This is a genomic window from Candidatus Frankia alpina, assembly GCF_902806485.1.
GTDB classification, from domain to species: Bacteria; Actinomycetota; Actinomycetes; order Frankiales; family Frankiaceae; genus Frankia; species Frankia alpina.
This window is the reverse complement of sequence record NZ_CADCWT010000018.1, coordinates 1-15,564: the sequence shown is the minus strand read 5'-3', so window position 1 is coordinate 15,564 and position 15,564 is coordinate 1. Positions and strand designations below refer to the sequence as shown.

12 protein-coding genes are annotated in these 15,564 nt (G+C 71.3%); 4 read left to right on the top strand and 8 right to left on the bottom strand.

Annotated features, from left to right (window positions below; all coding sequences use genetic code 11):
* Positions 1–63: 63 nt before the first annotated feature.
* The 3 genes from G6R25_RS24920 (at position 64) to G6R25_RS04125 (ending at position 2,739) form a co-directional block, all read left to right on the top strand.
* On the top strand, positions 64–288 hold the full coding sequence (locus G6R25_RS24920; RefSeq protein ID WP_205446846.1) for a hypothetical protein: 225 nt from the start codon (positions 64–66) through the stop codon (positions 286–288).
* Entirely contained in the window at positions 285–1,883 is a 1,599-nt protein-coding gene (locus G6R25_RS04130) for a hypothetical protein (protein ID WP_163551919.1), read from the top strand. Before G6R25_RS24920 ends, G6R25_RS04130 begins: the two co-directional genes overlap by 4 nt.
* Positions 1,884–1,968: 85 nt before the next feature.
* The gene (locus G6R25_RS04125) at positions 1,969–2,739 is read left to right on the top strand and encodes an FkbM family methyltransferase (protein WP_163551918.1); all 771 of its coding nucleotides are present in this window, start codon (positions 1,969–1,971) and stop codon (positions 2,737–2,739) included.
* Positions 2,740–2,807: 68 nt separating this feature from the next.
* Here G6R25_RS04125 and G6R25_RS04120 read toward each other — a convergent pair whose 3' ends face one another.
* The 8 genes from G6R25_RS04120 to G6R25_RS04085 form a co-directional block, all read right to left on the bottom strand.
* Entirely contained in the window at positions 2,808–3,755 is a 948-nt protein-coding gene (locus G6R25_RS04120) for a glycosyltransferase (RefSeq protein ID WP_163551917.1), read from the bottom strand.
* The gene (locus tag G6R25_RS04115; protein ID WP_136446463.1) at positions 3,752–4,642 is read right to left on the bottom strand and encodes an FkbM family methyltransferase; all 891 of its coding nucleotides are present in this window, start codon (positions 4,640–4,642) and stop codon (positions 3,752–3,754) included. The genes G6R25_RS04120 and G6R25_RS04115 overlap by 4 nt, the downstream gene beginning before the upstream one ends.
* 50 nt (positions 4,643–4,692) lie before the next feature.
* Positions 4,693–6,531, bottom strand: coding sequence for a heparinase II/III family protein (locus G6R25_RS04110; RefSeq protein WP_163551916.1), 1,839 nt, complete (start codon positions 6,529–6,531; stop codon positions 4,693–4,695).
* The gene (locus G6R25_RS04105) at positions 6,528–7,400 is read right to left on the bottom strand and encodes a glycosyltransferase family 2 protein (RefSeq protein WP_235825540.1); all 873 of its coding nucleotides are present in this window, start codon (positions 7,398–7,400) and stop codon (positions 6,528–6,530) included. Before G6R25_RS04105 ends, G6R25_RS04110 begins: the two co-directional genes overlap by 4 nt.
* 232 nt (positions 7,401–7,632) lie before the next feature.
* Positions 7,633–9,468: an FkbM family methyltransferase gene (locus tag G6R25_RS04100; protein WP_163551915.1), complete on the bottom strand. Its 1,836-nt coding sequence runs from the start codon at positions 9,466–9,468 to the stop codon at positions 7,633–7,635.
* Complete coding sequence (locus tag G6R25_RS04095) at positions 9,465–10,850, bottom strand: glycosyltransferase family 4 protein (RefSeq protein WP_163551914.1); 1,386 nt, start codon at positions 10,848–10,850, stop codon at positions 9,465–9,467. Before G6R25_RS04095 ends, G6R25_RS04100 begins: the two co-directional genes overlap by 4 nt.
* Before the next feature lie 69 nt (positions 10,851–10,919).
* On the bottom strand, positions 10,920–11,870 hold the full coding sequence (locus G6R25_RS04090; RefSeq protein ID WP_163551913.1) for an NAD-dependent epimerase/dehydratase family protein: 951 nt from the start codon (positions 11,868–11,870) through the stop codon (positions 10,920–10,922).
* On the bottom strand, positions 11,867–13,027 hold the full coding sequence (locus tag G6R25_RS04085) for an MraY family glycosyltransferase (protein WP_163551912.1): 1,161 nt from the start codon (positions 13,025–13,027) through the stop codon (positions 11,867–11,869). The genes G6R25_RS04090 and G6R25_RS04085 overlap by 4 nt, the downstream gene beginning before the upstream one ends.
* A 174-nt stretch (positions 13,028–13,201) precedes the next feature.
* On the opposite strand from G6R25_RS04085, the gene G6R25_RS04080 reads away from it, so the two are divergent.
* Complete coding sequence (locus G6R25_RS04080; protein ID WP_163551911.1) at positions 13,202–15,424, top strand: bi-domain-containing oxidoreductase; 2,223 nt, start codon at positions 13,202–13,204, stop codon at positions 15,422–15,424.
* The last annotated feature ends 140 nt before the right edge of the window (positions 15,425–15,564 follow it).

Below are 15,564 nucleotides of genomic sequence, written 5' to 3'. Positions count from 1 at the left end.
AGTGGTTCCGATGTGGCTCCTGTCCGATGATTTTCTATCCCCTCCAAATGAGATGAGGATTCAATGAACCGCGAGGAGGTCTTGCTCGGTACGAAGATCGCGGTTGCGAGTATTTTGACATCGCCGCCGGCCGGGATCGTCATCGTGGCGGCCACGCGTAACCGCGTCCCCAACCATGGGCTGCGGTTCGACGTGAGCGATCGCGCCTTCTCCCCGCGGACCCGCGCGGCGCTGTTCCGGCGGCTCTACCAGCAACGTCTTGCCACGCTGCCGGACATGGTCCGGTGAAACAGCTCGATCCCACCTTGGCGGTGGCGACGCGGCAGCGTCGGACAGGCCGGCGGCATCCGCCCCTACTATGGCTGGCGATCGCAGCGGTCAGCCTGATGCCCAGGGTCGTCGAGGCGTGCACGGCGTCATCGGATTCGGATCGGGTGGTACTGGGTTCCCTCGCGTTCGCGATCGAATGCGTCGCGGCCATGACCCTGGTTGGCGCGGTTGCGTCACGCCGTTTCGGCTTGACGGTCTTTCGGCTCGGCCCCTGGTATGTGCTGTGGACCTCGGTGTCCTTCGGCCTGGTGACGATCGCCTGGCGGCATCCGCCCGCGGACGCCTTCTCTGGCATCACTCTTGTCGGTGTGTCGCGGGCCCTCACCGTCGCCAGTCTCGCGGTGCCCTTGTGGGCCTGCGGATACCTTCTGGGCCCGGGCCGAGGCATGGTGAATGCGGCTACCCGGTTCATTGCATCGGCGGTGCCCGGCGGCGGTGTCGGACTACGGAACAAGTCTGTGCCCTGGGTTCTTTGCGGTGTCTCCATAGTCGCTCGCGTGGTGGAGATCGCGCTTGGACATTATGCCTACCTGGGTGACGCCTCCCAGGTGGTCGCTGGATCGACCCCCTATGCCCAACCACTCTCCCTGCTCGGAGAATGCGGTCTGTCGGCGCTGTTGATCGCTGCGGTCGACCTGGTGCGACACGAGGATGGCCGGCGATGGCTGGTCTTCATCGCACTGCTGTCGGTCGAGGTTTCCTTCGCCGTGGTGAGCGGTATGAAGGGGATCTTCGTGACGACCATAGGTGGTGTGTGTATCACATTTGCCATCGGCCGCGGTCGAATGCCGACAGGGTCGATCGTAGCAGGAATTGCTGTACTGATATTCATGATCATGCCCTATAATGCCTCCTATCGTTCGTTGGCGCGTGGTCAAGGCTGGGCCCTGACTCCGCGAGACGCGGTGGCTATGGCGCCGACGGTTCTGAATGACACGCTGTCCGGGGAGAATACGGCGGGTGCGGAAGGTGGTGCCGAGGAATCGCGGCTGGGGTACCTGACCTCTCGCACGCGGGCGATCGACAGCTTGGCCATCGTCGTGCAGATGACGCCAGACGCCGTGCCATACCGGCATGTTGACGAAATATTGCTGGCTCCCGTCCTCAGTATTATCCCTCGAGCCGTCTGGCCGGATAAGCCGATCGCGACCACCGGCTACGATTTCGGGCAGCAATACATGTCGCAGAACTCCGCAATCTATTCTGCGTCCGCCATCTCACCGCTGGCCGATCTCTATCGGTACGGGGGTCTGATCGCGGTACTGGTAGGCATGGGGCTGCTGGGCGCCGGCCACCGTCTGATCGATGAGGCATGGAGTCCGATAAAGGACTTGAGCTATGTTGTCATCTTCGTCCCACTCTTCTTTTCCATGGTCATGTCGGAGGAGGGTGTGCGCGATATGCTCGCCTCGCTGCTCGTTCGGTTGATAGTTCTGTTCCTCGTGATGCGCTTCGCCTACGGCGGTTCGCGGTCCCGCCGGCTGAGGGGTAGCACGGATCTGGATCTCCGGGAATGCGGCGATGCCGATTTCCCCGCGCCGGCGACTGCGTGATTCTGAAATAGCTCGACCTCAACTCCTCGAGCCGAAGAAGTCGAGATCCGACGTGAGAGATCGTTCTCTAGGGAGATGATGGCGAATGAGTCGCAGCGAGGTACTCCTCGGTACGAAGATTGCAGTTGCGAGTATTCTGACATCGCCGCCGGCCGGGATCGCCATCGCGGCGGCCACGCGTAACCGCGTCCCCAACCACGGGCTGCGGTTCGACGTGAGCGATCGCGCCTTCTCCCCGCGGGCGCGTGCGGCGCTGTTCTGGCGGCTCTACGAGAGAGCCGAGATCCGGATGATCCGCCGATATCTGGGGACCTCGACCACGGTGGTCGAACTCGGCGCGAGCCTGGGAGTCACCAGTGCCCATATCGCCTCGAGGGTGGCGCGTGGTTCACGTCTGGTATGCGTCGAGGCGAATCCCCACCTTGCCGACGGGCTCGGGCGACGCCTGATTCCGTATACCTCGCATGTCGCTGTTGAGGTCGAGAATCTGGCCATCAGCGGCGAGGTCGGTCCGGTGGGCCTCGCCCTCATCCAGACGAACCTGGACTCCCGGCTGCAGGATGACGCATCGGCGCGCAGTGTGACCGTTTCGGGCACGACGCTGCGCACCCTGCTGAGCGACAAGCTGATCGGTGAGTTCGACCTTGTATGTGACATCGAGGGGGCGGAGGCCTCGTTCCTGTTGGGCGACCCGGGGGCCCTGGACGGATGCCGGCGAGCGGTGTTCGAACTGCACGACACGACCTTCGCCGGCCGGGCCGTCACCGCCGCCGAGCTGCTTGACGCCGCCTGTGGTCTGGGCTTCCGGGTCATCGAGCGCCACGGCGTGGTCGCGGCGCTCGCCCGGGACCTCTGACGGATTCGCGGTTCCCGTCTCCTCGGGCGGCCTGACGGGTCTGTCCTACGCCGGCCCGGGGCGACGGGCTACCGCCTGCTGACCACCGAATGCTGTCCCGCGCGGGGATGCGGCGGTCGGGCGACGCCCCCGGCGGTCGATGCCCATCGGGCCGTGCGGGGCTCGTCGGCAAGCATGCTGTCCGCGTCGGGCATCGGACCGATACCGTCGACGGCTCCTCGCAGAGCATGGCGGAGCTGGGCGATCGAACGCGCCTCACGCCGGTGCACCAGCCTGGAGAAGGCGGACCGCGGGAGTTCCGCGAGGAACAGCCAGGCGGCCGCCAGCGCTACCTGGCGCGGTCGCCCATGGGTGCGGGCGAACCACAGTCGGTTGCGTGCCGGGTAATAGGCGGAGACGTCGCTGGGGACTGATCCTCCACCGGTGTGCCAGGCCTGAGCCGGGCTGATGAGGACGCGCCAGCCCGCCCTCCGGGCCCGCAGGCACAGATCCAGATCCTCGTAATACAGGAAGTACCGGATATGCATCGGCACCTGCTGATGGCATTCGGCCTTGATGAACATGATTGCGCCGGTGACCCAGGGCACGTCGTCGGCGTGATCGGTCGGAGTTCGCCGCCTGCGGGGAACGGCGAAGACGGAGGTGAGTCCGGTGACGCCGGGATACAGGCCGCCTGCGTTCACCAGGGTCGGGCCGACGATGCCGACGTCTGGCCGGGCCAACAGGTCCAGGCAGGCGTCGATGGTGGCTGATTCCAGGCGGACGTCGTTGTTGAGAAGGAGGTAGCAGTCCGGCACGGAGACGGTGCCGCAGGCATGCCGGAAGCCGCCGCCGAATCCGAGATTGCGCGAGGGGACGATCCAGATCACTGTGTCGTCGACGTCATCGGGGCGCTCCCGCAGGTCATTGGCGACCACGATGACATCGTTGATCTGAGGCAGCACCGAGAGCCGTCGGGTGAGGTCCACCGTCGGCGCGACCGGTCCCCAGTGCACGATGACCGCACTGGTCCTCATGTGCGTGCCATCCGCTCGGAAACCTGCCGGGCTGCGGGTGGAGCGGAGCCGGGGAGGACCTCCGGCACGGCCAAGGTGGACCAGGGCGCCATGCTGAGCGGCCGGCGGGCCGACCGGGGGAGCTCCGCGTCGACGATCTGGTAGCCATGCGCCCGCAGCAGTGCGCCCACGGCGTCCGAGTTCGGTGCGGAGACCTCGCAGATGACGGTCGGTCGCACCTCGGCCAGCATCCGCGACCCACCGTGCAGGACCAGCTGTTCGGCCCCCTCGACATCGATCTTCAGCACGTCCGGACTGGGGAGCTGGGTGAGTAGGTGATCCAGGGTGAACGTCGCCACGAGCTGCGCGGATCGGGTTCCACCGGTCTGGTTGCCACCGAATCCGGCGAGATGGCTGGTTGCTCGACTTCGGCTCGCGATGTGGAATCTCTGCACCCCGACCGAGTCGCAGATCGCGGCGGGCACGACCTCCACCGTGGCGCGATCATCCGACTCGCCGGCGAGCCGCGCGGACCGGCGGAGCATCTCGACCAGCCAGGTGTCGGGTTCGAAGGCCACGACGGTTCCGGTCGCCGTCGCGGAGCTTGCCGCGGCGAACGTGAACAGTCCGACGTTCGCACCGACATCCCAGACGACGCTACCGGGCTGGACCACCTCGCCGACCAGGTCCGTCAGAACCGGGTCGACGTCGGCGAGGCGGGGGCGCAGGTACTTCAGCCCGCCCTCGCTGGAGACGTAGATCCGGGTCTGCTCGAACGGGGGCGGCAGCCGGCGCGCCAGGACCAGGCGGTGCGTAAGCCGCTCCGCGAGACTGCGGACGGCTGGCCGGTTGGGCACGGTGCGCTCCTGTCGGACGGTCGGATCGGACACGGACTGGGCGACGGGCATCGGGTGGATGCTTTCCGTTCAGGCTTGCGGCCTGGGTGGCGCCGCGATGTCTACGCGGGGCCACCCGCTGAGGTGGATCCACGATGCGAGGGGCACAGGGTGAGCTCGCTGCGCACGCGGACGGGGAGGCGGGAGTCGAGTACGTATCCGGCGCAGTACGCGGGCGCGATCTGGCCCCAACCGGTGGCCCGGTCGGTGGTCCGGATCCGCCACGTGCCCGAACCGGCCACCCGCAGGAGCAGGCGGTGGCCGCGAGGTGTCGTCACCTCGACCGCATCGGACCCGACCGCGCTCTCGGGCCCACCCGACGCGACGTGCACCCCGGATGCGAAGTGGAACAGCACCTCGACGCGGTGGCGGCCGTCGCCACTGATCCGGTCCTCGAGGCTCAGCCCGGTCGGGTCGAGCCGCCAGGTTCGCCAGTGTGTCGGCCGTCCGGGCAGGTGGCGGAAGCCGTCGTGGCCCGCTGCCAGCGTGGCTGTCTCGCCGAGGTGGCTCATGGTGACGAGGGTCGGATGGGCCCGGCGGCCCGCCCGGAACGCCCCCCACACCTCGGTCGAATCCGCGTCGTCGATCGTGACTGTCGAGTGGGCGGCGGTGCCGCGTTCGGCGGTGCGCCGCGGCCCGGCCTCATAGGTGGAGGTGCCGGTGTCCACCAGGAGCGGCTGGCCGTCGTGCCACAGCAGAAACGCGAGCGTGTCCGCGTGTGCGTGCGCCGGCAGGTTCGCAGGGCACGGCAGGCCGACGTCGGCGAGGAGATGCCATGGACCGGCCGTCAGCACGGCGAGACCGGTGTCGGCCAGGAGAAGGCCATCTGCTGGTGCTGGTGCCGGTGCCGGTGCCGCGGAGGCCGGAAGGAGGAACCGCACCTCCTCGGCGCGGACACCGAACCCGTCGTTGAGAGAGGGAACCGTGCCGTCCGGACCGAGCACTGCGGCCAACCAGGCGCGCATTCGGGTCGTCGCATCGGGTAGCTCGGGGGGCACCGGGGCGGCCGCCGCGGTGAGCAGGCCGACGACGTCGTCGACGTCGGCGAGGACCTGACAGTGATAGGCGGGGGACCGTTCGTAGTGACCGCCGTCGCTGAGGATCTGCCGGCCGATCTCACGCCGCAGCGCGTCGACCCATCGGTCCCGGCCATGGCCGTCGCCATCGGCGACCGCCAGCCCGATCAGGGCCTTGTAGTTCTTCAGCAGGTGATTCCCCCCGACGTCGGTCTCCAGATGGGCGCGGAGAAAGGACCGGCACACGCCGAGGTCGGCGAGGACGGCATCCTCCGCGGGCGTTGCCCGGGCGAGTCGTGGCCACAGGCCACACAGGGTCCAGGCCCGCAGCGACACGACATAGGGCGACCAGGCCACCGGATCGCCCATGGGCACCGACCTGTGCCAGTCCAGGTACAGCCGGGCGAACATCGTTCGCCCTCGTTCGCCCTCGGTGGCGAGAGCCCAGGCCCAGTCCCAGTAGTGCAGGTGGTAGCGCCACAACAGGGGGGCGTCGGTCTGCTGCCAGTCCCAACCTTGGTGCGCAGACTCGACGGTCGGGTCGGCGTGGACGATCGCGGCTCGGCGGACCGCGGAGCTGGCAGCGAGCGTGGACACCGCGGGGCGCCGCCTGCGCAGGTCGCGTGAGTGGTCGAGCAGGGTGAGTCGTCCGTCGGCGAGCTCGTCGAAGGTCGGCCTCGCGGGCGGGCACCGGCCGTCGAAGGGCAGGAAGCCGATGGGCCAGAAGCTTGCCGGCGGGTCGCCGCGCAGCAGCCGCGCACCGATCTGCGGGCGCAGGCGCAGGACGGCCCGCTGTCCCCGCAGCCGCAGGCGGGTGCCGACCTGACCTGGCCGCAGACCAGCCGCGGTGCGCAGGTAGGGGCCGAGGGGAGCTGGAATGATCACGACCGGACGGGTTGGAGCTGGTCGGTGACCGGTGAATCGCCCCTGCGCCGCTCGGACCGCATCAGGGCGTCTATGGTGAGTTCGTACCAGGCGTGGTAGAGACAGAACAGCAGTCCGTTGCGGCCATCCCGCCACCCGCTGCGTACCAGGTACATGTAGATGAACAGCATCACTGGTTTTCCCGGTAGCAGAGGGAAGACGAGTTCGCTCGCGACGATCCGGGACACCGGCCGCGTGGAGCCGCCCGGGCGGCGCACCGCCGCCCATGTTCGTGCCAGGCGGCGCCGCGTGGCGGGATGCGCCGACTGGCGTTCGGCCTTCAACTCGGCGTAGCCGACGTGCTTGTGCAGCCAGGCTGCCAGGCCTTTTCGATCTTCATCGATCAGATCCGCGGACAGCCGTTCGACTTTACCAATAACACTTGGTCGCTCACCATAGGTGACGGCATCGTCGAAGGAGGCCGTTCGACGGTCGAGAAGTCGGGCCTGCCAGCTGTTGGTGTACCAGCCGCAGTGCGCGATCCAGCGGCCCTCGAACACCAACCGGCGCCGATGCGCGTAGGCCACGCAGTCGTCGGAGCCCAGCCTGGCCGCGATTTCGGCGGCGAGGTCCGTCGAGACCCACTCGTCGGCATCCAGAAAGTACACCCAGTCATGTGCGATGCCGGCATGGCGCATGGCCCATTGGCGCTGACCGGCGAATCCCCGCCAGGGTTCGTGCCAGACGGTCGCGCCGGCGGTGCGGGCCAGCTCGACGGTGTCGTCGGTGGATCCGGAGTCGACGACGACGATCTGCCGGCTCCATCCCGCGGACCTGACGGCCCGGACGATGTTCGGGGCCTCATCCCGCGTCAAGATGATCGTGGTCACCGGGACCGACCCCGGCGTGGGCCATACGGTGCCGTCGGTAGGGGACTGCGCGCTGTAGAGGACCGGCCAGGTGTCAGGTCGGGGCGTGGCCACCTGACCCGACGGTGTGCTCCGCCGGATCGGCGACGTCAGTCGCAACAGCGTTGCCATGGTGCACCCTCCGGCGTGCCGGTCCGTAGCCGAAGCACTGCCTCGGGTACGGCGGACTGTCCCGCCTCACCCCGTGCCGGCATCACGTCGACGTCTCGTCTGGCGCCCCGATGATGGGGGCGAGCACCGCACGGCGGTGGGTCCTTCCGCTGTCGCCACGGCGCTCGGTGGTCCGCCGGGCCCGCGGTATCGGGGTCCGGCGGCGGGCGTAGAGGTATCCCGAAGGCGCGTCGCCCAGGTGGGTGGTCCGCATCAGGTTGTTGTCGACCAGAGTGGCCTCGAAGCCGTGCTGGACCAGCAGATCGAGGAGAACGCGGGGCTCACCGAACTCGGTGTGCACCTCCATTACGACTCGGCTGACAGCGTCCAGCCACCCGGACTCGTCGAACAGCGCGAACTCGGAGCCCTCGATATCAATCTTGATGAGATCGACCTTGTCGACGCCGCCAGCCTCGAACACCTCCGCCATGGTCAGGACGTCGACGTCGCCGTCCCAGTGGCTCGCGGTCTGCCTGGCGCGCGGATCGGCGAGTACGCCGGTTGCCGGGCCGACGAGGGCGTGCAGCAGCTGGATGCGGTTCGACACGCCGTTGCCGGCGGCGTGCTGGGTGAATGCGGAGGCGAATCCGCGCTGGGCCTCGACTGCGATGACGTCGGCTCCCGCCCTCGCCGCGAGCGTCGAGAACAGGCCCTGGTTCGCCCCGAGGTCGACGACGACCTCGCCGGGGGCGGGGGCGTAACCGGGGATCGCGTGATAGACCCCGCGGCAGTACATCTCTCGGGCGCCACCGAACGCGGTCCCGGGCAGCGTCACCTGCACTCCGGGCAGCGGTTGGAAGGTGTGACTGCGGGTGGCCATCGCCCCGTCGGCCGCGTCGAGGGTGCCCGTACGCTGGATGGTGCGAGCATGCCGGATCACGGCGGCACCGAAGCGCAGCGCCGTCGGGGCACCGGCTACCGCGGCGATCCGTCGAATGTCCTGGAGAAGCTGCGTGGCCTGGTGGGTTCGGGTCATCCGGGTCTCCGTTCGGCGAGAGGAGCGGCCAGGGTGGCCCGCCGCGGCGGCCTGCTCGGCGATGCCGATCCCGAACGGCCGCGGTCGATGGTCGAGGTCGTGCCGGGCTGCGCTGATGTCGAAGGCCTTGTCTTCGACGAGCCGAGCGATCTGCTCGGCCCTCAGCCACGGCGTGTCGGCGCGCCGTTCGTAGGCGCGGGCGGCGGCGAGGACCGGGCGGACCGGGACCGGGATGCAGTACACCCGACGTCCGGCGGCCGCCCCGGCCGCGGCGACGACCTCCCGGAAGGGCAGTGCCTGCGGTCCGGCGACGTCGTAGCTGCGCCCGATCGCCGCGTCGGCGCTCAGCGTCCGCAGCACCGTCGCGGCCAGGTCGTCGACGTGCACCGGTTGATGCAGCCGCCGCCCCCCGCCCGGCAGCGGCAGGACACCGACCCGGCGTACCAGCGCGAGCAGGCGGGCCATGTTGCGGTCGTCCGGCCCGCCGTAGATCATCGTCGGGCGGATGATCGTCCAGTCCAGCTCGCTGGTCCTGATCGTGTGCTCGGCGGCGATCCGCACCCGCTTCGACGGCGGGTCGAGCGAGGTGAAGATCCCGGTGGTGGACAGGAACACCGCTCGGCGGATGCCCGCCGCCAGGGTCGCGGACACGATTGCATCGGTGTGGCCGAAGCCGAGGGAGGCGAGGTTGAGCAGGGCTGCGCAGCCCGCCTCGGCGAACGCCGCGGTCAGCCCGGCCGGATGGGTGAGGTCGCCGGCGACGGTCGCGGCCCCCTGCCGGCGCAGCGCCGCCGCGGCGATGTCGCTGCGCGCCAGCCCGATGACCTCGTGCCCCTGCGCGAGTGCGCGTGGCACCACCCTGCTGCCCAGGAAGCCCGTCGCGCCGGTGACCAGAATCTTCACGTCAGTGCCTCCGGTCCGGGTGCCTTCGCCGTCTGCCGGGTGGCCGGGATCGGCGTCGATTTCGGCCGTGCCGGGACGGCCGCGGCCGGCCGCCCGGGGGTTTGCCCGTCGCCGTCGGGGCGGGCCGGTTCGGCGTCGTCGAACAGCAGCCGGCGGTAGTGCCGGGCCAGCTCGTCGCGGTCGAAGTGCCGCTCGACGTGCGCCCGGCCGGTCCGCCCCATCCGCGCCCGCCGGTCCGGGTCGGTGGCCAGTTGCGCGACGGCCGCCGCCAGTGCCTCGGGGTCCTGCGGGGGGACGACGACCTGCCCGGCGGCGGTCAGGATCCGGGCGGCCTCGCCGCGGACAGCGCCGATCACCGGCCGCCCGGCGGCGAGCAGTTCGAACATCTTCGACGGGATGAACGTGTCGAACATCGGCACGTCGCGCAGCGGCACCACGCAGATGTCGGCGGCCGCGACGACGCCCGACACCTGCTCGCGAGGCACGCCGTCGTGCAGCAGCGTGTTCGTCAGCCCCAGGCTGCGGACGTGCTCGGCGAGCCGGCGCTTGTCGGCGCCCTCACCGACGAAGGCGAACCGGATCCGCGTCTCACCGGGCTGGGCGTCGCCGAGGCGGGCGGCGGCGTCGGCGACCGAGGCCAGGCCGTGCGAGATGCCGTGGGCGCCGATGTAGAGCACGAGCGTCTCCGGACCCGGCGCGCCCAGCCGCGCGCGCAGGCCGGCCGGCGTGGGGGTGTCGGGGCGGAACCGGTCGAGGTCGACGCCGTTGCGCACGACGTGCACTTTGTCCGCCGTGATGCCGCGGCGGACGATGTCGTCGCGGAAGCCCTCGGTCACCGTGACAACGGCGTCGGCGGCCCGGTAGGCGGCCAGCTCGAGGCGTTCGAGCAGGCCGAGGACGCGCGGGTCGGTGATGACGCCGAGCTGTTCGAAGATGGCGGGCCACAGGTCGCGCACCTCCACGACGAGCCGGGCCCGCCGCAGCCGGGCGAGCAGCCACGCCGAGCCCAGCGGAAAGAAGGTCGGTGAGGACACCACCACCACGTCGCACGGGCCGGCCCGCCAGCCGCCGAGCAGGACGCTGGAGACCATGAACGACAGGTGGGACAGCGTTTTGCGGACCACGCCCTCGTTGGGGGTGGCGTACAGCCGGGTGCGTACGACGCGGTAGCCGTCGATCCGCTCGGTGCGCAGCCAGCTGCCGCGGTACTCGGGCGGGATCACCCCGGTGGGATGGTTCGGCATGCCGGTGAGCACGGTGACGTCGAGGCCGTCGGCCGCCCACGCCCGGGCCGTCTCCGACAATCGCGCCTGTGGTGCCCCGATCTCGGGCGGAAAATAGTGCGTCACCACCAGGACACGGCTGCCGAGTAGGGAAGACACCTGGTTCGACCTCCAGCCGTCAGCGTCAACGCCCATCACTAAAAGTAGCGTAGACCTCACTTGAAGTGATTAGCGGTAGTGCGGTCGTCCGCGTGTCGCTGCGGAGACCTCGTCCCAGGCGGACTGCCCGAGCGGCAGCCGGAAGCCGCGCGCGTCGAGCCAACCCCGCTGCTGTCCCTGGCCGAACAGCAGCAGCTCCGCTCGCCGGCACACCGCGCTCAGCGGCGGCAGCCACTGCCCGGTCGGCTCGGCGGCGCGCAGCAGCCGCCGGACCGCCCGCGTCGGCAGCGGGCGCAGTGGGCGGCCCGGGGCGAACGTCTCGTAGAGGGTGCGCACGGTGTGCCCCTCGTACGGATGCGAGACCACCAGGGGCACGCTGTCCGCCGCCAGGATCGCGGCGACGGTCGCGCCGACGTTGCCGATCAGCGCGACCGGCACGGGCTGGTCACCGTCCCCGCATGTCACCAGGGGCCAGCGCTGGCAGAACGCGGCGAAGGCGGTCGTCATCCGCCGTCCTGGGCCGTGCACGGAGGGAGGTCGGTAGAGGGTCACTTCGACGCGGCCGCCGGCCGTCGTGTCACGAAGCAGCTGCTCGCCGAGGGTCTTCGAGCGGGCATAGGGGGTCACCGGCGCGTAGCGGAGGCTCTCGTCGAGCCGGTCCGTCCGGCCCTGCACCGCCGCGGTGCTGACGTGGACGAACCGGGAGACCCCCGCCTGCTGACAGGCGTCCGCGAGCAGGCGGGGCCAGGCGGCGTTACCCCCGACGAGCCCGGGTGACATCCTGGCCGCGGAGACCGCCACCCCGGCGGCGTTGACGACCGCCCCGACGCCGTCGAGCTCGGCCGCGAGCCCCGCCAGGTGGGGCCGGTACGCGCGCTGGGGGGCTTGGGTCAGGGTCTCGTTGTCGGCCCACAGGCGGCGCGCCGGACGGGGCAGCACCTCGTGGCCGGCATCGGCCAGCGCGGCCGCGCACGCGGCGCCGATGAAACCGGTGGCGCCGAACAGGGCGATCCTGGTCATCGGGCGCTCCCCGGCGCGGTCCGGCGGTCCGGGGAGTCGTCGGTCGGGGCCGGCCGCCGCTGCGCCGGCAGTTGGGCGGGCTGGCCGGACTCGCCGGACTCGCCGGGCTGGCCGGGCTGGCCGGGCTGGCCGGGCTGGCCGGGCTGGCCGGGCTGGCCGCGCCGCGCAGCCCACCGGGGTGCGCGAAGGTAGGCCAGCAGCACCAGCCCCGCGGCGGCGTCCGCGGCGAACCGCCCGGCCGGCGGGCCGAAGGCGGCCAGGGACAGCGCGATGAGCAGTGCCGTCGTGGCGGCGACCAGGCCGGTGACCCGCACGTGCGACCAGCCGGCGATGATCAGCCGCTGGTAGGCATGCGAGCGGTGCGGGGAGTACCACTGCTCCCCGGCAAGGATCCGCCGCGCCAGCGTCGTGCTGGTGTCCGCGAGGTAGAGGGCGGTCGGCGCGAGCGCCGGCTCCGGCGGGATGCCGGCCAGCACCGCCTGGACGGCGAGCACGGCGAGCACGGCGCCCAACGCGTAGCTGCCGACATCGCCGAGGAAGATCCGGGCGTGGGGGAAGTTGAACGGCAGGAAGCCGAGTGCCGAGGCCGCGACGAGCATGCCGCCGACGGTCAGCGTGGGTAGGTCATGCGTGGCGCCCAGGGTCGTGCAGGCCCCGCCGGCCAGCGCCGCCGTGACCGCGGAGATGCCGTTGATCCCGTCCATGAAGTTGAAGACGTTGACGAAGCCGGTGATCCAGAGGGGCGCCGCGACGGTGACCAGCAGGACGATGAGCAGGCCCGGCGCCGGGTCTCCGAGCAGGGCGCCCAGCACCGCCATCGCGGCGATGACGAACGATGTCGCGGTGTGCAGGGCCAGTCGCCGCTTCGCGGTGACCCCGCCGATGTCCTCGGCCAGCCCGATCAGCCCGAACAAGGCGGCCGCGGCGGTCAGCGGCAGCAGGTCGGGGGAGTCGGCGCCGCCGCGGGTGAGGACGGTGACGACCACGCCCGCGAACAGGCCGAGCACCACGGCGATGCCGCCGCCGCGCGGGGTCGGTGCCTGGTGCGAGGAGCGCGCCGTGACCTCGTCGATTGCGGCCAGTCGATGCATGCAGACGGTGACGATCGGGGTCGCCGCCAGGGTGACGATGCACGCGGCGGCCGGCGCTCCCAGCACGGGCGTTCCTCCGGACTCTGACACGTCGGGTGGAGTACGAGCGACGTTCATTGCTGAATGTAATGCATCAACTACACTGCGCAGCACGATGCGGGTGCGGGTGTCCCGCGCGGCCGCCCGTCGGCCGCCACCGGCCGGGGCCGGGCTCGCCGACGCTCACCGGAGGTTCGCGCGATGAAACAGGTGGTCCAGGCGGCATCCGGGGGAGCGGTGCGGGTGCTCGACGTGCCCGTGCCGATCATCGGTCCGACCGAGGTGCTGGTGGCGACGGCGGCGACGATCGTGTCGGCCGGCACCGAGCGGGCCGTCACCGAGCTCGCCCGATCCGGGCTGCTGGCCAAGGCACGGGCCCGCCCGGACCTGGTGCGCAAAGTGGCGGAGAAGGCCCGGACCGACGGCCTGGTGCCGGCGGCGCGCTCGGTCCGCGACCGGCTCGGCACCGACGTGCCGCTGGGCTACAGCGGCTGCGGCCGGGTCGTCGAGGTCGGCTCCGCGGTCGCCGGCATCCGCCCCGGTGACCTCGTTGCCACCGGCGGCGCGGGTCGGGCCAACCACGCCGAGTTCCAGGCCGTTCCCGGACTGCTGTGCGCGCGGGTGCCCGACGGGGTGGAGCCCGGGGCGGCGGCGTTCGCCACCATCGGGTCCATCGCCCTGCACGGGCTGCGCCTCGCCGAGGTCGGGCCTGGGGCGAAGGTCGTCGTCGTCGGCCTGGGCCTGGTCGGCCAGCTCGCCGCCCGGCTGGCGCTGGCCAGCGGCTGCGAGGTGGCCGGCATCGACCTGGCGCAGCTGCCGCTGACCACCGCCGCGGCGGTCGGGGTGCACGCGCTCGCCGAGGTCGGCGAGGCCACCACCGCCGCGGTGCGAGCCTGGAGCCGGGGCCGTGGGGCCGACGCGGTGCTCATCTGCGCGGCCGGCCGCTCGGCGGAGCCGGTGATGCGGGCAACCGCGCTGGCCCGCGACCGTGCGCAGCTCGTCGTCGTCGGCGACGTCGGCCTGGGCCTGCTGCGTGCGCCGTTCTACGACAAGGAGCTCACCCTGCGCTTCGCCCGTTCCTACGGGCCGGGGCGCTACGAGCGTGGGTATGAGGACTGGGGGGTGGACTACCCGGCCGGGCAGGTGCGCTGGACCGAAGGGCGCAACCAGGAGGCCGTGCTCGACCTGCTCGCCGCCGGCCGGCTACGGGTGGACGACCTGGTCACGCACGCCTTTCCCATCGACGCCGCGCCGCGGGCCTACGAGCTCGTCGCGGACCGCAGCGAGCCGTACCTCGCCATCCGTTTCGACTACCCGGCCGCGGTCCCGACCCTGCCGGCGAGCCGCCAGCCCGGGCAGGTCGCGGGTGGGCAGGTCGCTGACGACGCGGTCCAGCTTCCCTCGCCGCGTCCCCGTCCCCGTCCCTGGCTGCCGCGCCAGCGTGGAGCCGCGGCGGGGCGCCGCGGCAGCAGGGTGGGCTGGATCGGCGCCGGGGCGTTCTCCGGGTCGGTGCTGCTGCCCGCGTTCCGGGCCGCCGGATTCGACCAGTTCGTCACGGTCGCCTCCGCCGGCGGCCGCTCGGCGCGGTCGTTCGCCGACCGGCACGGCTTCGCCGGCGCGGTGGCCGGCGCCGACGCCGTCCTCGACGACGACGACATCGACGTCGTCGTGATCGCCACGCCGCACGCCACGCATGCCGAGCTCGCCGCCCGGGCGCTGGAGCGGGGACGGAACGTGTGGTGCGAGAAGCCGATCGCGCTGACCTTCGACGAGCTGGACCGGGTGGAGAAGGCGGCGGCGGCCGGCGGCGGCGTGCTCGTCGTCGGCTACAACAGGCGGTTCTCGCCCGCGGTCGGCGCCGCCCGCACGGCCCTGGCGGCGCGGACGGGGCCGCTCACCATCATCTATCGGATCGCGGCCGGCGGGGTGCCGGCCGGCCACTGGTACAACGACCGGGTCCAGGGGGGCCGCCTGCTCGGCGAGGTGTGCCACTTCGTCGACACCTGCGCGGCGCTCGCCGGCAGCGAGGTCGAGGCGGTCGCGGCGCTCGCCGGGCGGGAGGCCGAGCTGCTGCTCGCCTCCGACCTTGCAGTGTCGTTGCGGCACGCCGACGGGTCGCTGTCGACCGTGGCCTACAGCTCCGCCTGGCCCCGCGGAGCCCGGAAGGAACAGGTGGAGGCTCTGGCGGGGACCCGCCACGCCCGCATCGACGACTACCGGGAGCTCGTCGTCGACGGCCGGTCGGTATGGAAGGGGGCCCAGGACAAGGGGCATCGCGACGCCGCGGCCGCCTTTCTGCGGATGTGCCGCGGGGGCGACACGGCGGTGACCGCGGAGCTGCTCGCGTCGAGCCGGGCGACACTCGCCGCGGCCGACGCGCTCGGTGTCGAGGCGGTGTGCAGCTCCGGCGCCCCCCGGGCTTGATCGGAACCGTTTCCCGCGACGACGAACGCCGCCGCCGGCCCGGCCGGCGAACGAAAGGATGACGACGTGCCGCGTGCGCTGATTACCGGGATTACCGGTCAGGACGGGTTGTATCTGGGTGAGTTGTTGACCGCGAAGGA

Excerpts from the sequence above, each read along its gene's own strand:
- G6R25_RS24920 (WP_205446846.1), top strand. The coding sequence starts at position 64 with ATGAACCGCGAGGAGGTCTTGCTCGGTACGAAGATCGCGGTTGCGAGT.
- G6R25_RS04125 (WP_163551918.1), top strand. The coding sequence starts at position 1,969 with ATGAGTCGCAGCGAGGTACTCCTCGGTACGAAGATTGCAGTTGCGAGT.
- G6R25_RS04120 (WP_163551917.1), bottom strand. The coding sequence starts at position 3,755 with ATGAGGACCAGTGCGGTCATCGTGCACTGGGGACCGGTCGCGCCGACG.
- G6R25_RS04115 (WP_136446463.1), bottom strand. The coding sequence starts at position 4,642 with ATGCCCGTCGCCCAGTCCGTGTCCGATCCGACCGTCCGACAGGAGCGC.
- G6R25_RS04090 (WP_163551913.1), bottom strand. The coding sequence starts at position 11,870 with ATGACCAGGATCGCCCTGTTCGGCGCCACCGGTTTCATCGGCGCCGCG.
- G6R25_RS04080 (WP_163551911.1), top strand. The coding sequence starts at position 13,202 with ATGAAACAGGTGGTCCAGGCGGCATCCGGGGGAGCGGTGCGGGTGCTC.